The 16,946-nt window shown below is 61.8% G+C and carries 15 protein-coding genes; 9 read left to right on the top strand and 6 right to left on the bottom strand.

The window, feature by feature from the left end; translation table 11 throughout:
* Positions 1-19: 19 nt before the first annotated feature.
* The 3 genes from G6N74_RS02425 to G6N74_RS02415 all read right to left on the bottom strand — a co-directional run bounded on the left by G6N74_RS02425 (position 20) and on the right by G6N74_RS02415 (position 3,056).
* Complete coding sequence (locus G6N74_RS02425) at positions 20-1,513, bottom strand: amidohydrolase family protein (RefSeq protein WP_165113844.1); 1,494 nt, start codon at positions 1,511-1,513, stop codon at positions 20-22.
* Between the two features lie 12 nt (positions 1,514-1,525).
* Complete coding sequence (locus tag G6N74_RS02420) at positions 1,526-2,179, bottom strand: flavin reductase family protein (protein WP_165113842.1); 654 nt, start codon at positions 2,177-2,179, stop codon at positions 1,526-1,528.
* A 145-nt stretch (positions 2,180-2,324) separates the two neighbouring features.
* Complete coding sequence (locus G6N74_RS02415; protein ID WP_165113839.1) at positions 2,325-3,056, bottom strand: GntR family transcriptional regulator; 732 nt, start codon at positions 3,054-3,056, stop codon at positions 2,325-2,327.
* A 240-nt stretch (positions 3,057-3,296) separates the two neighbouring features.
* Between G6N74_RS02415 and G6N74_RS02410 the strand changes: the two genes are divergently transcribed.
* The 6 genes from G6N74_RS02410 to G6N74_RS02385 all read left to right on the top strand — a co-directional run bounded on the left by G6N74_RS02410 (position 3,297) and on the right by G6N74_RS02385 (position 10,112).
* Entirely contained in the window at positions 3,297-4,877 is a 1,581-nt protein-coding gene (locus G6N74_RS02410) for an ABC transporter substrate-binding protein (RefSeq protein ID WP_165113837.1), read from the top strand.
* 96 nt (positions 4,878-4,973) lie between these two features.
* Positions 4,974-5,966, top strand: coding sequence for an ABC transporter permease (locus G6N74_RS02405; protein WP_165113834.1), 993 nt, complete (start codon positions 4,974-4,976; stop codon positions 5,964-5,966).
* Positions 5,956-6,909 (top strand): ABC transporter permease, encoded by a 954-nt coding sequence (locus G6N74_RS02400; RefSeq protein WP_165113832.1) that lies wholly within the window; start codon positions 5,956-5,958, stop codon positions 6,907-6,909. Before G6N74_RS02405 ends, G6N74_RS02400 begins: the two co-directional genes overlap by 11 nt.
* Positions 6,910-6,923: 14 nt before the next feature.
* Positions 6,924-8,120 carry an amidohydrolase family protein gene (locus tag G6N74_RS02395; RefSeq protein WP_165113829.1) on the top strand — a complete coding sequence of 399 codons (1,197 nt, stop codon included), beginning with the start codon at positions 6,924-6,926 and terminating at the stop codon, positions 8,118-8,120.
* Between the two features lie 4 nt (positions 8,121-8,124).
* The gene (locus G6N74_RS02390; protein ID WP_165113801.1) at positions 8,125-9,144 is read left to right on the top strand and encodes an ABC transporter ATP-binding protein; all 1,020 of its coding nucleotides are present in this window, start codon (positions 8,125-8,127) and stop codon (positions 9,142-9,144) included.
* Positions 9,144-10,112 (top strand): ABC transporter ATP-binding protein, encoded by a 969-nt coding sequence (locus G6N74_RS02385; protein ID WP_165113799.1) that lies wholly within the window; start codon positions 9,144-9,146, stop codon positions 10,110-10,112. Before G6N74_RS02390 ends, G6N74_RS02385 begins: the two co-directional genes overlap by 1 nt.
* A gap of 14 nt (positions 10,113-10,126) precedes the next feature.
* On the opposite strand, the gene G6N74_RS02380 is transcribed toward G6N74_RS02385, so the two are convergent.
* Complete coding sequence (locus tag G6N74_RS02380) at positions 10,127-10,972, bottom strand: aldo/keto reductase (protein ID WP_165113797.1); 846 nt, start codon at positions 10,970-10,972, stop codon at positions 10,127-10,129.
* A 229-nt stretch (positions 10,973-11,201) separates the two neighbouring features.
* On the opposite strand from G6N74_RS02380, the gene G6N74_RS02375 reads away from it, so the two are divergent.
* From G6N74_RS02375 to G6N74_RS02365, 3 genes are all read left to right on the top strand, one after another.
* Positions 11,202-13,229: an amidase gene (locus tag G6N74_RS02375; protein WP_165113795.1), complete on the top strand. Its 2,028-nt coding sequence runs from the start codon at positions 11,202-11,204 to the stop codon at positions 13,227-13,229.
* Between the two features lie 176 nt (positions 13,230-13,405).
* A complete protein-coding gene (locus G6N74_RS02370) occupies positions 13,406-14,191 on the top strand; it encodes an SDR family NAD(P)-dependent oxidoreductase (protein ID WP_091912554.1) in 786 nt (261 codons plus the stop codon).
* Between the two features lie 14 nt (positions 14,192-14,205).
* On the top strand, positions 14,206-15,597 hold the full coding sequence (locus G6N74_RS02365; protein ID WP_165113793.1) for an FAD-dependent oxidoreductase: 1,392 nt from the start codon (positions 14,206-14,208) through the stop codon (positions 15,595-15,597).
* A gap of 6 nt (positions 15,598-15,603) precedes the next feature.
* Here the strand turns inward: G6N74_RS02365 and G6N74_RS02360 are convergent, their stop codons facing one another.
* Together G6N74_RS02360 and G6N74_RS02355 are read right to left on the bottom strand one after the other, a co-directional pair.
* Entirely contained in the window at positions 15,604-15,939 is a 336-nt protein-coding gene (locus G6N74_RS02360; RefSeq protein WP_091912550.1) for a hypothetical protein, read from the bottom strand.
* The gene (locus G6N74_RS02355; RefSeq protein ID WP_165114426.1) at positions 15,939-16,805 is read right to left on the bottom strand and encodes a DUF6772 family protein; all 867 of its coding nucleotides are present in this window, start codon (positions 16,803-16,805) and stop codon (positions 15,939-15,941) included. The genes G6N74_RS02360 and G6N74_RS02355 overlap by 1 nt, the downstream gene beginning before the upstream one ends.
* Positions 16,806-16,946: the final 141 nt, after the last annotated feature.

Below are 16,946 nucleotides of genomic sequence, written 5' to 3'. Positions count from 1 at the left end.
GAAAAATGCCCTTCTGCGCTCAGCCTTGTGCCGCGCCGGTTGATCGGACGATACGGTAAGCCGACGAAAAGATTTCCTCAGCCGTAGGATGAGCCCAGGTGCGGTCGGGATATTTTTCGACCAGCCCCTCGAACTGGCGTTGCGCGCGCACGGCGTCGGCAGCGAAATCCATTCCCGGAATCTGCCGCTCACGCATGACCATCCGCCCGTCGATGATGACGGTTCGGGCATCGCGTCCAGAACCTGAAATCATCAGGGTCTGGATCGGGTCGATGATCTGACCGATATCAGGGTTTGCCAAATCCCAAACCACCATGTCGGCGCGGCATCCGGGTGCGAGCCGGCCGAGATCGGGTCTGCCGAGAGCATCCGCTCCGCCAAGGGTGGCGGCGTCGAAATAGTCTTCGGCGCGGCATGCCTCGGCTTTCCCCTCGACAAAACGGCAGATCATCAGGCCGATCTGCATGTTGAGCAGCATATCGGGAGGCGACGTGTCCGTGCCAAGCCCGATGCGAAGGCCGCGCTCGCGGTAACTGCTGAAACTTTCAAGCCCATCACCGAAGCGTGCTGCAACCAGCGGGCAATGCACGATGACCGAGCCGGCCTCGGCGATGATTTCGAGGTCGCGCCCCGGTTCCGGCACGAAGCGCGACGGGCTGACGAAGGTGCCATGCGGCAGAAGGGTCTTCTTGGTCAGAAAATCCAGGCTCTTCAGCCATTCGATCGAGGTCATGCCATGCAGTCGCCGCACGGTCTCGCGCTCGAAGCCGCCCTGGCAGCAATGCAAACGTACGGGCACGCCAAGGTCTTTTCCGGCGGCGGCGGTGCGTCTCAGCAGGTCGGGAGTGCAGGTCTCGATACGGTCCGGTGCGAGCATGGTGCGGACAAGGCCACCATGCCGGCCTTCCAGCCGCTCACAGAACGAAATCGCGTCGGCCAGCCCTTTCAGTCCACGCGGCTCGTTGAAGAAGAGTTCGAACTTGTTCTCCTCCACGACGACGGGATTGCCGGTGCGATAGGCAGGGCCCAGATAGACGCGCAGGCCGAGGTTGGCAGCTGCTTCAGCCGCTCCTTCGAACTCCTCCACCGTTTCACCCCATTCGCGATAATAGAGCGAGGCGATCGGCAAGGCAGTCGTTACGCCGTTGCGGATCAGGCGCGCGAAGGCATGGCGCTTCTGAAACACCAGTTCATCGGGCGAATACATCTCATAGGGGCCGGCTTCCATATAGGATTTCGGCCAGACGCGGCCCTTGCGCCACGATGGATGGTTGTCGAAAGACAGAACAGTCGTATCGAGATCGGACAAGGCATCGAGATCGATGAAACCCGGAGCGATCAGGGCCTGCCCATAGTCGATCCGCTCGTCCACATCCCCGGGGAAATCGTGGCCGACAAAGAGTATTGCGCCGTCCTGGTAGACCACTTCCCCGCCGGGCAGCAGCGTATGGCGGCCTTCTTCGTGGCCCACCACCCAGGCGGCGGTCATCAGTGTGCGCTTGCCTTCGCTCATGATCGTCGTTCCCTACTCAGCTGCGGGCTTGCGCTTGCGTTCTTCCCATTGCGCGACGCTCATGGTCGGCAGGTCGAACGTCTCGCGGGAAAGCGCATAACCGTGACCGCCCATCCGGCCGATCGCGTCCAGCCCGACGGGGTCGACATGCAGCCGAGAATTGACGACGTCGGAGCGGATATGGGCCGCGACGATCTCACCAAGAATGACCTCACGCGAATTGCCGACGCCCAGCGTCACATAGGTGCGGCATTCGAAGGCGGCAGGCGATTCCGCGATGCGGGGCGCTGCGATCTTCGATCCGGGAACGGCGGTCAGGCCTGCTTCGGCAAGTTCGTCGATATCCGATGAGAACGGCACAGCGCAGACATTCATGGCGTCGAGCATCGCGCTCGAGACGATGTTGACCGTGAAGACGCCGGTCGTGCGCACATTCCAGGCCGTATCCTTGAAGGAAAGGTCGTCGTGGTTTTCCACGCCGAGCGCAAGAATCGCCGGTTCGGCCGACAGGCAGTTGAAAAAGCTGATGGGAGCGGCGTTGACGCGCCCGTTCAGATCAACGGTCGTCACCAGCGCGATCGGGCGCGGCACCACCGCACCGATCAACAGCTTGTACTTCTCGCGTTCGGACATTCGTTCGAAGTCGAAACTGGTCTTGTTGGTCATGAGCGTGCTTTCAGAAAAGTTGAGACAAGAAAATCGCAACGCCCACGCGCCGGCAAAGCGCATGTGCGGATGTCGAATATGAGCGGAATGGCAGCGGCGGCAGCCTTTGCGCGCCACTCGTCAGTTTGTCGGGAAAGGTGCCGGCTTAGCTCTTTGCCGCGAGCGGTCGATAGTCCGCCAGCAAGTCCTTCAGCTCGCGCTCGCGCACGGGTTTCAGGTCGAGGAGACCGCGCGTTGCGACGGCGGTCAGGTGCTCGTCCATGATCCGGACGCCGGTTTCCTCGTCGCCACGCACGAGCGCGTCGATGATCATCTGGTGCTCGTTGACCGCGCACTCCGATGAATGCGGCCGGCCATAAAGGGCAAGGATCAGCGAGCAGCGCGATGCAACTTCTGCGACATAGCGAATGAGAAGTTCGTTGCCCGTCATATCTGCAAGCAGCGTATGGAATTCGCCGGCAAGCCGTATCGATTCCGGTCCGTCGCGTCCCTGCGCCCGTTCTTCCGCCGCGACATGTGCCCGCAATTTTTCCGTCATGGCGGGCGTCATGCGTCCGGCCAGCGTCTCGATCACCGTCCGCTCCAGGCTGCGCCGCACCTGAAAGACGCCGCGCGCCTCCGCGAGGCTGGGCGAAGCCACCGTCGCACGCTTGTTGGGCTGCTGCGAAACGAGACCTTCCACAGTCAAGCGCGCGAGCACGCTGCGCACGACCGTCCGGCTGACGCCAAAACTCTCGCCGACCGAATCCTCCGGCAACTTCGTGCCCGGCGCGATCGCCTGTTCGATGATTGCCCGTCTCAGCGCCTGATATACGCCTTCTGCGAGATTGCCGGCGCGGCTCGCGCGTTTGGTCGGCGTGATTTCCTGTGAGGTCATGGTGCAGCGATTTATCCGAATACCCTGTGCCGGTGTCAACCATGGCGTGTTCCCAATCTGCGTACAGGATCGATGCCAAATGTTTTCTCTTGCGCCATTAAACAGTATACACTATCGTTTATCAAGTGGATACAGATTGCATAAAAAATAATCAAAACCAGCTCAAATGAAGTGCAATCCACGGGAACGCCTATCTGGACGGCAAATTCAGATTTGGTAAAAACAAATGGAGAGGCTGCAATGAAATCGTTCTTGAAGACGTCCGTTGCCTGCATCGCGGCGCTAACGCTCACCACATTCTCGGCAGCCGCCGAAAATGTTCTCAAGTGGGGCGCCCAGCGCGATGTCGTCTCGCTCGACCCGTATTCCTACGGAGACACCTTCACCATCGCCGTGCTCAACCATGTCTATGAAGGACTGGTGCGCTACGACGACAATCTGCAGATAGCGCCGGCGCTCGCCACGTCGTGGGAAGTCGTGTCCCCGACCCTCTGGCGCTTTCATCTGCGCCAAGGCGTTACCTTCCATGACGGCGCGCCATTCACCGCCGACGACGTGCTAGCGTCGCTAACGCGCGTCAGCGACCCGGCCTCGCCTCTGCGCGGCAATCTGCCGGCTTACCAGAGCGCCAAGAAGATCGACGACTTCACGGTCGAGGTCACCACCACGCCGAACTACCCGCTGCTGCTCAACGACCTCACCAACATCGTCATCTTCGACAAGGAATGGCTGGTCGCCAACAAGGCGGAGGCTCCGACGGACGTCGGCAAGGGCGTCGAAGGCTATGCGACCGCCCACGCCAACGGCACCGGCCCGTTCAAGGTCGTGTCGCGCAAGCCCGATGCCGAGACCGTGTTCGAGGTCAACAAGGCCTGGTGGGACAAGCCGCGGCACAACATCGACAAGATCGTCTTCACCCCGATCACCTCGGCTGCCACGCGTGTTGCAGCCCTTTTGTCGGGCGAGATCGACTTCACCAATTCAGCGCCCCTCCAGGACATTCCCCGCCTGCAGGCTTCGTCAGACATCAAGGTGCTGGCGAGCAATGAGTTACGGACCGTCTTCTTCGTCTTCAACCGGACCGACAAGACGATCGCATCCGACATCACCGACAAGAACCCGATGAACGACATCAAGGTTCGCCAGGCGATGTACCAGTCGATCGACATCGACGCCTTGCAGAAGAAGGTGATGCGCGGCCTGTCGCGTAACACCGGGTCGATGGTTGCACCCGCCATTCCCGGCTATGTCGAAGCGCTGGATTCGCGCCTGCCCTATGACCCGGATGCAGCCAAGAAGCTTCTGGCTGAGGCGGGATATCCCAACGGCTTTACCTTCTCCTTCGTTTGCGAGAACGACGGTTACGTCAATGAGGAAGAGATCTGCCAGGCGGTCTCGTCGATGTGGGCCCGCGTCGGGCTGAAAGCGACGCTGGACGTCGCGCCGACCAGCCTGCAGACCGCGAAATTCGAGAGCGGCAAGTTCGATGTCGGCATACTTGGCTGGGCCAACGAGCCCATGATCGACAGCTACTCGATCCTCGTGCAGGTCGTGCATTCCAAGACGGGCACGTCCGGCGTGTTCAACTGGGGCGGATGGAAATATCCGGAGGTCGACGCTCTGATCGATGCCGCCGGCAAGGAACTCGACCGCGAAAAGCGCCTCGATTTCCAGAGCGAGGCGCTGACCAAGATCAAGGACGATGTGGCCTTCCTGCCGCTGCACCAGCAGCCCATGGCATGGGCGACCGGTTCGAAAGTGGAAAGCCTCGTCCAGCTTACCGACAACAAGCCGCGCCACTGGCTGACCAAGATGAAGTAATTTTCCACCTCCGGCCCGGGCACTCCGGGCCGGACGAAATCAGTCGGACGTCAGCCCGGTTCAGGCCTCATTGAAACCCGTCAGGAGACGGCAGACATGCTTGCCATCATCGTCAAACGCATCGGCAATGCAGCGCTTGTCATGCTTGTCGTCGCCTTCATCGCCTTCATGATCTTCCAGTTTCTGGGAGACCCGGTTCAGCTCATGCTCAACGCGCAGGCCAGCCAGGAAGAGCGCGTCGCGTTGCGGCTTCGCCTCGGTCTCGACCAGCCCGTCGTCATGCAGTTCTTCTCCTTCGTCATCCGCGCCGTGCAGGGCGATTTCGGCATCTCGTTCCGCAACCAGCGTGAAGTCATGTCGCTCATTGCCGAACGCTTTCCGGCGACATTCGAACTCGTCATGGTCTCGACCGTGCTGGCTTTGGCGATAGGCGTGCCGCTTGGCGTCTTTGCCGCGATCAACCCGAAGAACCCGGCGGCGCGCATTGCACGCATGATCTCCATGGTCGGCGTTTCGGTGCCGGCCTTCGTCATCGGCATCGTGCTGATCCTGGTGTTTTCGGTGCAGCTCGGCTGGCTCCCGGCCTTCGGGCGCGGCGAAGTCGTGCAGTTCGGCACATGGTCGACCGGTCTGCTGACGCCGTCGGGACGGCTGGCACTCATAATGCCGGCAACATCGCTGGCGCTGTTCCAGATCTCCTTCATCATGCGCCTGGTTACCGCCGAAATGCTGGAAGTGCTGCGAACCGATTACGTCAAATTCGCGCGCGCCCGGGGTCTTCCCGACCGCATCGTGCATTTCCGCCACGCATTGAGGAACTGCATGATGCCGGTGGTGACCATGACCGGCATGCTGATCGGCGACCTCATCGCCTTTGCCCTGGTGACCGAGACGGTATTCCAGTGGCCCGGCATGGGATTGCTGTTCGTACAGGCGGTGATGTTCATCGATATCCCCGTCATGGCGGCCTATCTGATGATCGTTTCCGTCATCTTCATCACGCTCAACACCATCGTCGATTTCATCTACCTCGCCGTCGATCCGCGCCTGCGGCAGACGGGGACGGCAGGAGGCGCAAATGTCCGTTGAGCAGACAGTGAAGATGCCGGCCGCACCTCGGTTTGCCCGCCTCAGAACCTTCCTTGACGGCGATCTGGTCTATGGCTTCCTGCGCACCCCCTCGGCGGTCATTTCGGCGATCGTGCTGCTCGTCATTGCACTGACCGCCATCGCCGCACCGTTGCTCTCGCCGCAGGATCCCTACGACCTGACGCAGCTCTACCTCGACAAGGCGGAACTGCCGCCGATCTGGACCGCTGAGGGCCAAGCGCCATACCTGCTCGGCACCGACGTGCAAGGCCGCGACATCTTTTCGGCTATTCTCTACGGCTCGCGCATTTCGCTGATGATCGGCTTTGCCAGCGTTATCGTGTCGGTGATGATCGGCATCGTGGTCGGGCTGACCTCGGGCTATGTCGGCGGCCGGATCGACAATCTGCTGATGCGTATCGGCGATCTCGTGCTCTCAATACCGACGCTGCTCGTCGCCATCCTGGTCAGCGCGATCTTCCGCGAACTCCTGCCGGTTTCGATGCGGGACGCCTTCACGCCGGTCATCCTGACCACGTCGATCGCCATCACCTCATGGGTTCAGTACGCCCGCATCGTGCGCGCCTCGACCATGGTGGAAGCGCGCAAGGAATATGTGCTGGCCGCCCGCATCCTGCGGCTGCCGCCTCTGCGCATCATGCTGACGCACATCTTACCAAACGTCATGACCGCGGTTCTGGTGACGGCCACGCTCAATCTCGGCCTCGCCATTCTGGCGGAAGCCACGCTTTCCTTTCTCGGCGTCGGCATGCCGGTGACCCAGCCCTCGCTTGGCACCCTGATCCGCATCGGCAACCAGTATTTCTTTTCCGGAAGCTGGTGGGTCGTGCTGTTCCCGGCGCTGCAACTCAGCCTGATCATCCTCGCCGTCAATCTTCTCGGCGACTGGCTGCGCGACGCCCTCAACCCGAAACTCCGCTGACCAAGAGGCTGACCATGAGTGAAATGCTGATCCTGAAGAATGTGCGGCCGTGGGGCGAAGCCGCCATAGACCTAACGATTGCAGATGGACGCATCGCTTCAGAGTCTTCGGCCTCATCTCTTGCCGAGGCTCAAACAATCGATGGAAAAGGGGCGATCATTCTGCCCGGTTTTTTCGAAGCGCACACCCATCTCGACAAGACATTGTTCGGCATGCCGTGGAACCACAACAATGTCGGTTCCACGCTGATCGACAAAATCACCAATGAGCGCAATTCGAAGGCGCGGCTCGGCCTCGATCCCGCGCGCCAATCGGCGCGGCAGGTGGCGCTGTCGGTAGCGCATGGCACGACCCATATCCGCAGCCATGTCGACATCGACACAGAACACGGCCTGAACGGCGTGCTGGGTGTCATGGCGACGCGCGAAAAATATGCCGACGTGATCGACCTCGAGATCGTCGCCTTCCCACAGTCTGGCATGCTTATCCGCCAGGGAACGAAGGAGTTGATGGATGAGGCGTTGAGCCTCGGCGCCGAGGTCGTGGGCGGGCTCGATCCTTGTTCGATGGACCTTGATCCGAAAGGCCATCTCGATGTGGTCTTCGCTCTCGCCGAAAAGCACGGAAAGCCTATCGACATCCATTTGCACGAGCTGGGCGAGCTTGGTGCTTTTTCGATGCGCCTCATTATTGACCGCACCCGCGCCCATGCCATGGCCGGCAAGGTGACCGTCAGCCATGCCTTCTGCCTCGGTCACAACGACTACCTTGCCATCGGCAATCTGCTCGACGAACTGGCCGACGCAGGCATCGCGATCATGACGACGGGACCGGCCGGCTATCCCTGCCCGCCTCTGATCCGCACGCTGGATGCCGGAATCACGGTCTGCTCCGGCTCGGACGGTATACGCGATTGCTGGAGCCCCTATGGCAATGCCGACATGCTGGAGCGCGCGATCTTTCTCGGCATGCGCAATGATCTCGATCGCGACGACGAAATCCGCCGTGCCGTCGAGGTGGTCACCACCGGTGGTGCTGCCGTCATGGGCCGTCAGGATTACGGGCTTGCCGTCGGCGATGCCGCCGATCTTGTGTTGATCGAAGGAGAGACACTGGCCGAGGCAGTCGTCTCACGACGCGCTCGTCCGCTGGTGATGAAACGCGGAAAAGTCGTTGCCCGCGAGGGTGCTGCCTTGTTCGAGACGGAGTGATCCCATGAACGCCGCGTTTGCGCCAAACGAGCCCCCGCTCGACCCACCGGTTCTCAGCATTCGCGACCTGCGCGTTGAATTTCCGACGCGGCGCGGCGTGTTGACGGCCATTCGCGGTGTCAGCCTGACGATCAGGCGCGGCGAGATACTCGGTGTCGTCGGCGAATCCGGCGCGGGGAAATCCCTGACCGGTGCTGCCGTGATCGGTCTTCTCGAACCGCCGGGCAGGATCGCGGGCGGCGAGATCCATGTCAGCGGCAAACGCATCGACAGTCTGCCGCGGCGGCAATTGATGGCACTGCGCGGCAAGACCATCGGCGCGATCTTTCAAGACCCGCTCACATCGCTGAACCCGCTCCTCACCGTGGGCGACCAGCTTGTGGAAACGATCCGCTGCCACCTTCCGCTGTCACGGACGGAAGCGGCAAGGCGCGCCATCGACCTCCTGAACGAAGTCGGCATTCCCTCGCCCGAGCTTCGTGTCGGTCAGTACCCGCACCAGTTTTCCGGCGGGATGCGGCAGCGTGTCGTGATCGCGCTTGCTCTCGCCGCCGAGCCGGAACTCGTCGTTGCCGACGAGCCGACGACGGCGCTCGATGTTTCGATCCAGGCGCAGATCACGGGGCTGCTCAAGCGAATCTGCCGGGAACGCGGCACGGCCATCATGCTCGTGACCCACGACATGGGCGTGATCGCCGAAACCGCCGATCGCGTGGCGGTGATGTATGCGGGACGCATTGTCGAAATCGGACCGGTCGAGGACCTAATCAAGCGGCCGCAGCATCCCTACACCCGCGGCCTGATCGGCTCGATTCCGAGCCTTGCAGCCCGTCACGAACGGCTTGCCCAGATCGATGGCGCAATGCCGCGTCTCAATTCCATGCCTGCGGGCTGCGCCTTCAATCCACGCTGTGAAATCGCGGATGCGCGCTGCCGCAGCGATCTGCCCAAGCTCTTGCCGAGTGGGCGAGGTTCGGTCGCCTGCTGGAAGCTGGCTTTGGCCGAAGCAGTGGAGGCAGCGTGATGGGTGCGCTCGGACAACCGACACTGCGTGTGGAAGACATCGCCTTCCATTTCGACGTCTCGCCGTCATGGTTCGACCGAACCGTTCTGCGCAAGCCTGAGCGCACGCTGAAGGCAGTCGATGGCCTGAGCTTCGCCATCCCGCGCGGCACCACCTTTTCGATCGTCGGCGAATCCGGCTGCGGGAAGTCGACACTGGCGCGGCTGGTCGTCGGGCTCTATCAGCCAACGCGCGGCAGTCTTTCCTTTGCGACAGGGAGCGGCAGCGACGGCAGCGTGCGGACGCAGATGATATTTCAGGACCCGTATGCCAGCCTGAACCCACGCTGGCGCGTCGGCGACATCATCGCCGAGCCGATCCGCCACCTCGGATTGCGCCGAGCCGGTGGCGAGACCGATATGCGGGTGCGGGAATTGCTGGAGATCGTCGGCCTGTCCTGGCGGGACGCCGCGCGCTATCCGCACGAATTCTCCGGCGGACAACGCCAGCGCATCTCGATCGCCCGCGCGCTTTCCGCAGAACCGGAATTCCTGATCTGCGATGAGCCAACCTCGGCACTCGACGTGTCCGTCCAGGCGCAGATTCTCAATCTTCTCAAGGATTTGCAGCGGGAACTTGGACTGACTTATCTGTTCATAAGCCACAACCTGGCAGCGGTTCGCCACGTCTCTGACCGCGTCGCAGTGATGTATCTCGGGCGCATTGTCGAAGAGGCCGCGACTGACGACCTGTTCGAGCGGCCGAAGCACCCTTACACGCGCTTCCTGCTCGACACCGTGCCGGACCTTGAAAGACCGAACCGCGACCGCGTTCCTGCGGTGGTAGACCTACCGAGCCCTATCGATCCGCCGACAGGATGCAGCTACCATCCGCGCTGCATGCTGGCGACGGAGCTTTGCCGCACGACCGTCCCGGAACCGCAGCTGCTTGAGGCCACCTACGTCCGCTGCCATCACGCCGAGCCGTGATTGACTGAAAAACTCTACAGCATCTCGAGCGCGGTCTTGCGTCGAGGCGCCGGGAAAGCCCGGTCCAGCCTTGCCAATTGTTCCACCGTCAGCTTGAGATCGGCGGCTTTCCTGTTGTCGCGTAGATGATCGGGATTGCTGGATTTCGGAATTGCGATGACGCCGTCATGGCTCAGCACCCAGGCAAGCGCCACGGCCGCCGGCGTCGCACCGCATTCCTTCGCGAGCTCGGCAAGCGTCGCGTTTCGAAGCAACCGCCCCTGCTCGATCGGCGAGTAGGCCATGAGCGGAATGTTTCGCGAACCGCACCACGGCATCAGATCGAATTCCGGCCCGCGCCGCGCGAGATTGTACAGGATCTGGTTGCTGGCGACCTTGTCGCCCCCGGACAGCGCGACGATTTCCTCCATGTCGTCGGTGTCGAAATTGCTGACGCCCCAGCTTCGGATCTTCCCTGCCCGGATGAGATCGTCGAATGCAGCAACGGTCTCTTCGAGCGCGTAGCTGCCGCGCCAATGGAGCAAATAGAGGTCGATGGTTTCGGAGCGAAGCCGCTTGAGGCTGCGTTCGCAGGCGAGAATCGTTCCCTGCCGCGAAGCGTTCGAGGGAAGCACCTTGCTCACCAGGAACACCTCATCGCGCCGGCCCTCGATCGCTTCCCCGACAACCTCTTCGGCACCGCCGCCGGCATACATTTCAGCCGTGTCGATCAAGGTCATGCCAAGATCGATGCCAAGCCTGAGCGCATCGGCTTCCTGCCCGGATTTGCGGCGATCCTCGCCCATGAACCACGTGCCCTGCCCGAGCACTGGAACCAGCTCGCCGGAAGGCAAAGCAGTCGTGGGAATATTGGCTGACATGGCGATCTCCAATTTTCTCGATAGTGGTTTGGCGCTCGTACCATTTTGACCGGTGAAATGCAGAAGCCTCGGTGCCAATGGCCACTGCTTTTCCCGTTCGTGGCTATACGAAACGCCCGTCGATGTTCAGAGTATCGTCATATCCGCCCGCAGGATTGAGCAAAATCATTTATCGGATCCAGTTTTCGTCGCGAATACCGGATCCCGCAGAACTTCGGAAAAAAATCCCATGACGGATAACGGCCTCCATATCGTTGAAGCGACTATCGAAGAACTCAGGCAAGCGCTCGATGCCGGCACCGTAACCAGTGTGGAGATGGTCTGCGCCTATCTGCGGCGGATCGCCTGTTTCGACCGGCATGGCATCGCCCTCAACGCCGTTCCTGTCCTCAATCCGGATATGTTCGTGGAAGCTGCCGCTTCCGATCTGCGGCGCAAGAGCGGCTCAACGCTTGGGCCGCTGGACGGCATCCCATACACCGCGAAGGACAGCTACAAGGTCGCAGGCCTGACGGTGGCAGCCGGTTCGCCTGCGTTCGAACATCTGGTCGCAAACGAGGACGCTTTTACGATCGAGCGATTGCGGGCTGGCGGAGCGGTCCTCATCGGGCTCACCAACATGCCGCCGATGGCTAATGGCGGAATGCAGCGCGGCGTCTACGGACGGGCGGAAAGCCCCTACAATGCCGACTATCTGACGGCGGCCTTCGCGTCCGGTTCGTCCAACGGATCTGGCACGGCGACGGCGGCAAGCTTTGCGGCATTCGGACTGGGTGAGGAAACATGGTCTTCGGGCCGGGCACCGGCATCCAACAATGCACTGGTGGCTTACACACCGTCGAGAGGCATCATTTCGGTGCGCGGCAACTGGCCTCTCGTTCCGACAATGGACGTGGTTGTTCCGCACACGCGAAGCATGCCGGATATGCTGGAGTTACTCGACGTGATTGTCGAGGACGATCATACGACCAGAGGCGATTTCTGGCGGGCGCAGCCATGGGTCGACTTGCCACTCAGTTCAGCCGCGCGCCCTCAACGTTATACCGATCTCAAACTGGAAGGGTCATTGCAAGGCGTGCGGCTGGGCGTGCCTCGCATGTATATCGGCCGCGACCACGACACCAACGCTCCGATCGAAACGCGCGCCTCCGTCCTCGATCTGTGGGAGCAGGCCGCAGCGGATCTGAGGCGGCTCGGCGCAACCGTGGTGGAAGTCGACTTTCCCGTCGTCTCCAACTACGAGCGCGATCGGCCCGGCACGAAATCCATGGTGGATCGCGGTCTGGTTCCTGAAGAATTCGCCGAGCGGGAAATCTGGGACCTGTGCGTCTGGGCATGGGACGATTTTTTACGGGCGAATGCCGACCCAGCGATCCCGAACCTGGCCTCTGTCGATGGTGCAAAGATATTTCCGCAGCCGCCCGGCACGCTGCCGGACCGCTATGGCGACGACTTCGATCTCGCAGACTATGTCGCGCACGCAAAGCGCGGCGTAACGCCGTTCGAGAACATCCCCGGGTTGGACCTCGGACTGAAGGGTCTGGAAGCAACACGGCGCATCGATTTCGAGGACTGGCTCGATGACCAGGGACTGGACGCGGTGGTTTTTCCTGCCGCTGCCGACGTCGGACCAGCCGACGCGGACGTGAACGAGGCTTCCGCGGCCCTCGCCTGGCGCAACGGAACCTGGGTCGCCAACGGAAACCTCGTGCCGCGGCATCTCGGCATTCCCACCGTCACCGTTCCGATGGGTACGATGGCCGATATCGGCATGCCGGTCGGCCTTACATTCGCGGGCAAGGCCTATGACGACACGAGGCTGCTTCGGATTGCCGGGGACTTCGAGCGATCAAGCTCACGCCGGACCCGCCCACCGCGGACGCCGGAACTCGCCGACGACATTTTTCCCAGCCGGGCAGCGCTCAATGACATCGAAGCGCAACCGCTCGTCATCACCCTTCGTGCCGAGACACGCCATGTGGGCAACCAGGATGAGATAATCATCACGCTCGACACGCATTTGGACGACGCGATCGAAACCGACACGGCCAGCGTGAAGGTTCACATCAACGGAGAACCGGTCGAAATGCAGCGAATCGGCGCGAGATTCACCGGACACGTGCTCGTGTCATCTGACACACACAAAGCCGTCCACAGCGTTTGGCGGGGTTCCTACGGCTCGATCGTGACCGCGATTATGCGCCTCCAGGACGGACGCGTGGCCGGCACCTTTGCCGTGACCGGCGGTATCGAGTGACCGACTGTTTTCGCCGGCTTTCCGGTTCAGAGATTACACATGATGAAGGTGGCTCCACTTTACAACTACCCAACTTAGCAGCTAAGTTAATCGTTATATGATGACGTCGCCTCGACGTGCACGGCAGGCCCTAAATGGCCTGAGCGGCCGCAATTCCCGACATCAATGGAGTGGATATGACTGATAACTACGCCACATTCGCCAACGACGCCTTCGCCGGTCGGTCCGTACTGATTACCGGTGCAGCCAGCGGCATGGGGCTCGAAACCGCACGCGCATTCGCGTCCAAAGGCGCTGAGGTCATCATGTGCGACCGAGACACCAAGGGGCTCGAGCAGCACGCCGGGGCGCTGCGCGAAAGTGGCGCGAAAATCCATGCCGTGACCGTCGATGTCAGCAATCCCGACAGCATCTCGAAGGCATTTGCCTATTGCGACGAGAAGCTGGAGCGTCTCGACAATGTGGTGACATGCGCCGCCGTCATCACCGCCAAGCGGATATTCGAACAGGACTGGGCGCACTGGGAGCGCGTGCTCGGCGTGAACCTGCTGGGCACGTTCTTCACCGTACAGGCGGGCGTGAAACGCTTCCTCGAAAATCCGCAAGGCGGCAACATCGTGTGCGTAGCGTCCGACGCGGGCGTCTGCGGCGGTGGCGGGCTCATCGCCGATACCGCATACGCAGCGTCAAAAGCCGGAACCCTGTCGCTGGTGAAATCGATGGCGCGCGAACTGGCAGGCAAGAAAGTGCGGATCAACGCGCTGAATCCCGGCCCGACCGATTCGCCAATGCATTCGCATATCGACCAGGCACTAAAGGACCGCATCGCTGCAAATCTCCCGATGAGGCGCATGGGAAGGCCGACCGACATGGCGGCCGCCATCATGTTCCTTTGCTCCGACGCCGCGAGCTTCACCTATGGCTCCGCCCTCGACGTCGATGGCGGATCGATGTTCCGCTGACCCTGGAGACGACGATGCTGCAGACCGAACGCACATACGCCTATTCGTCGCATATCCCGGAACTCGATGAAGTCGATGTGCTGGTCATCGGCGGTGGCCCCTCGGGAATTTCCGCAGCCATCGCTGCGGCGCGTCTCGGCGTGCGGGTGCGACTGATCGAGCGCTACGGCTTTCTTGGCGGCAATCTCACCGCCGGGCTTGTTGGCCCATGCATGACGTCCTACTCGCTCGACGGGTCGGAGCAGCTCATCCGTGGCGTCTTCGAAGAATTCGTACAGAACATGATGGAAGTCGGGGGCGCCATGCATCCCAGCAAGGTGCCCGCCGGTTCGCCGTACAGCGGCTTCATTGTCTATGGCCACGACAAGGTAACGCCTTTCGAGCCCGAGGCCGCGAAGATCGTCGCGCAGCGCATGTGCGTGGAGGCCGGCGTCGACCTGCTCCTCCACACGATGGTGGTCGATGCGATCGTCGATGATCCCGATATCGCCAACCCGCGCGTACTCGGCGTCGTCTGTGCCGGCAAGGGCGGCCTTCGCGCAGCGCGGGCGCGTATCGTCGTCGATTGCTCGGCCGACGGGGACGTTGCTCATTACGCCGGCGTCCACACCCGACACGGCCGCGACAGCGACGGCCTCGCACAGCCGCAGACGCTGTTCTTCCGGGTCCAGAATGTGGACGATGCCATCGTCGAGGCCTATGTCGCAGCACATCCCGACGACTTCCGCCCCTATGCCTCGATAGTCGCTGCGGCGACCGCCGCGGGCCGCTTCCCTGCGCCACGGCGCGGCATCGGGCTCTACAAGACGATGGAGCCCGGTGTGTGGCGCATTAATACGGGCCGCGTGCTCAAGCTCAACGGTGCCGACGCTGGCGACCTGACGAAAGCCGAGATGCAGGGCCGCGAGCAGACGATGGCACTGTTGCGCTTCTTCCGCGAGGAGCTGCCGGGCTTCGAGAACGCAGAGCTGCGTGACACCGCAACGCAGATCGGCGTGCGTGAGACGCGCCGCATCGAGGGCGATTACGAGTTGACGCTGGATGACCTGCGCAGCGGACGCGCCTTCGATGATGTGGTGGCACTCTGCGGATATCCGCTCGACATTCATGACCCAGCTGGCTCAGGCGGCGGCACCGCCGAGGCGTTGCCGACCGCCAATGTCTACCAGATCCCCTACCGGGTAATGGTGCCGAGGCGCCACGACGGGCTGCTGGTCTCGGGCCGGGCCGTATCGGCGACGCACGAAGCGCTCAGCGCGATCCGCGTGATGCCTCCATGCTTCGCACTTGGCCAGGCGGCCGGCGTCGCGGCAGCCCTGTCGATCGGAAATCGCGGCACCCCTCGCCATGTCGACTATGCGGACATTCGCAGAGAACTGCTCGCACAGGGCGCTTATCTCGGGTGAGAGGCTTCAGGCCTTGAGGTGAAGCGTGACAAGGACGGTGCATTCCGCGCCGTCCTCGAATTTCGTCGCGACGCGCAGCCAGTTGCCGAAATGCGCAATGCGAGCGCACGCAATACCGTCACGCTCGGAAGGCATGCGGAACTCCGCGCCTTCGCGAATCCAGCGCATGCCGTCGGGCGAGATCTCCACCCAGGCCATCGGGGCCGGGCCTATAGGCGGGTTGATCGCCCGTACAAAGAAGACGGCCTCGCGCGCCCATCCAGCCTCGTAAGGCTCGCATGCCGCCTCGCCGGTCCACCGCTCGTTGCGGGCAATGACCGCGGTTATGTTTTCGGGCAGCATCAGAAGTCTCCGGAGATGCAGATGGAGTCGACATAGAGGAAGGCCCGCTTGGCTACGTCGGTCTCCGCGAACAGGCAGAAGTTGAGCATGCACCAGAGGTTCTTCATCGCGGGGATCCGGATCGAATCGAAGCCGGAAAGGTCGAAGTTTCGATCATTGCACTGGAAGCCGGTGGCTTTCATCGTCTCAAGATCGAAATCGAACCGCAGGTAGCTCCAGTTCACCTTGGTTGGAATCTCGTTGTAGCAAAGCCGCTGTTCGCCGTTGGGCAGGTCGAGCCATCCATCCGGCGAGAGATGGTAGTGGCTCAACGTCTTGTCCTCCGGGCCGACCGCCTTGAAAGTCGTCGTCTCGCGCTTGTACTGCCACTTCTGCCAGTGCTTGCCGTCGGAAGCGTTGAGAAAGCGCAGATGCGGCATTACGCGTTGCGCATCCGCATCCTGGTCTCCACCCTGCAGGTCGAAGAGGAAGCCTACGGAGCGGACGTCGGTCTCTGACAGCTTGAGCTCGTTTGCCTCCGGCTTGAAGGTGAAATAGGCCTCGAACCGAATCGGTCCACGCTTGCGGAACGTGTGACGCTTGATCGCCACGTTCTGCGCGCCCGGTTTTGGTCGGGTTGCAATCTTCAGCGCATAGGATGAATCCATCCCGCCATGTGACCCGGCCTCCCAGTGGCCGAGTGTCGAAAGCATTGCGCTCGAATGCTGGGCATAGCCCGGCAGCATCGTGTCGAGGTGATCCTCATAGTTGCCGACCAGTTGCGACCAGCCGCAATGACCGCGCGAGAAGTCGTCCAGCGAAATTATCCGCGGGAGCGGATCGAACCGGCTGAGCGCCGGGTCGACGCGCAGCAGCGCTATGCGCATTGCTTCGGCGATTTCGGAAATGTTCCTGGACGTCACGATGAGTGCCTCATGCGGTGCGGAGCCTCGCGACGTTCATGATGTTTCGTCTACTCCGCGTTATCGGCAGGTGCGATGATGCATCGGTTCTAGCGATCGCCAAGC

The sequence above is a fragment of the Mesorhizobium zhangyense genome (genome assembly GCF_011045115.1).
GTDB classification, from domain to species: domain Bacteria; phylum Pseudomonadota; class Alphaproteobacteria; order Rhizobiales; family Rhizobiaceae; genus Mesorhizobium_M; species Mesorhizobium_M zhangyense.
The sequence above is the reverse complement of the archived record's forward strand: the minus strand, read 5'-3'. Positions and strand labels throughout refer to the sequence as shown.

Bases quoted from the DNA above. Each gene is read 5' to 3' on its own strand.
- G6N74_RS02375 (WP_165113795.1), top strand. From the start codon at position 11,202: ATGACGGATAACGGCCTCCATATCGTTGAAGCGACTATCGAAGAACTC.
- G6N74_RS02385 (WP_165113799.1), top strand. From the start codon at position 9,144: ATGGGTGCGCTCGGACAACCGACACTGCGTGTGGAAGACATCGCCTTC.
- G6N74_RS02365 (WP_165113793.1), top strand. From the start codon at position 14,206: ATGCTGCAGACCGAACGCACATACGCCTATTCGTCGCATATCCCGGAA.
- G6N74_RS02410 (WP_165113837.1), top strand. From the start codon at position 3,297: ATGAAATCGTTCTTGAAGACGTCCGTTGCCTGCATCGCGGCGCTAACG.
- G6N74_RS02395 (WP_165113829.1), top strand. From the start codon at position 6,924: ATGAGTGAAATGCTGATCCTGAAGAATGTGCGGCCGTGGGGCGAAGCC.
- G6N74_RS02420 (WP_165113842.1), bottom strand. From the start codon at position 2,179: ATGACCAACAAGACCAGTTTCGACTTCGAACGAATGTCCGAACGCGAG.
- G6N74_RS02400 (WP_165113832.1), top strand. From the start codon at position 5,956: ATGTCCGTTGAGCAGACAGTGAAGATGCCGGCCGCACCTCGGTTTGCC.
- G6N74_RS02390 (WP_165113801.1), top strand. From the start codon at position 8,125: ATGAACGCCGCGTTTGCGCCAAACGAGCCCCCGCTCGACCCACCGGTT.
- G6N74_RS02360 (WP_091912550.1), bottom strand. From the start codon at position 15,939: ATGCTGCCCGAAAACATAACCGCGGTCATTGCCCGCAACGAGCGGTGG.
- G6N74_RS02380 (WP_165113797.1), bottom strand. From the start codon at position 10,972: ATGTCAGCCAATATTCCCACGACTGCTTTGCCTTCCGGCGAGCTGGTT.
- G6N74_RS02370 (WP_091912554.1), top strand. From the start codon at position 13,406: ATGACTGATAACTACGCCACATTCGCCAACGACGCCTTCGCCGGTCGG.
- G6N74_RS02355 (WP_165114426.1), bottom strand. From the start codon at position 16,805: ATGCGCATAGCGCTGCTGCGCGTCGACCCGGCGCTCAGCCGGTTCGAT.
- G6N74_RS02405 (WP_165113834.1), top strand. From the start codon at position 4,974: ATGCTTGCCATCATCGTCAAACGCATCGGCAATGCAGCGCTTGTCATG.
- G6N74_RS02425 (WP_165113844.1), bottom strand. From the start codon at position 1,513: ATGAGCGAAGGCAAGCGCACACTGATGACCGCCGCCTGGGTGGTGGGC.
- G6N74_RS02415 (WP_165113839.1), bottom strand. From the start codon at position 3,056: ATGACCTCACAGGAAATCACGCCGACCAAACGCGCGAGCCGCGCCGGC.